Below are 261 nucleotides of genomic sequence, written 5' to 3' on the forward strand. Positions count from 1 at the left end.
TCGATCAGCGCCGTGGCCGTGCTGGTCCAGTCGGGATCGGCCGGCGGGATCGCGGGCGAGAACACCAATGGGGGCTGGATCAGCAACACGCTCTCGCTGGGGCCGGTCCAAGGCTATTTCCAGCTCGGCGGGATCGTCGGCGTCAATTCCGCGAACCTCGCCAACAGCATCGCCACGGGCTGGGTCAACGTCACCGGCGAGATCGGCGAATATGGCGGCCTGGTCGGCAGCGGCGCCGGCGCGACGAACAGCTATTATGAC

Annotated in this window: 1 protein-coding gene; it reads left to right on the forward strand. The window is 67.0% G+C overall.

Features of this window, described 5'->3' with window-relative positions; all coding sequences use genetic code 11:
* The coding region (locus NLU14_RS22240; protein ID WP_275710698.1) for a GLUG motif-containing protein at window positions 1–261 on the forward strand (261 nt) is incomplete at both ends.

Source organism: Marinobacter iranensis (assembly GCF_029207565.1).
Classification (GTDB): domain Bacteria; phylum Pseudomonadota; class Gammaproteobacteria; order Pseudomonadales; family Oleiphilaceae; genus Marinobacter; species Marinobacter iranensis.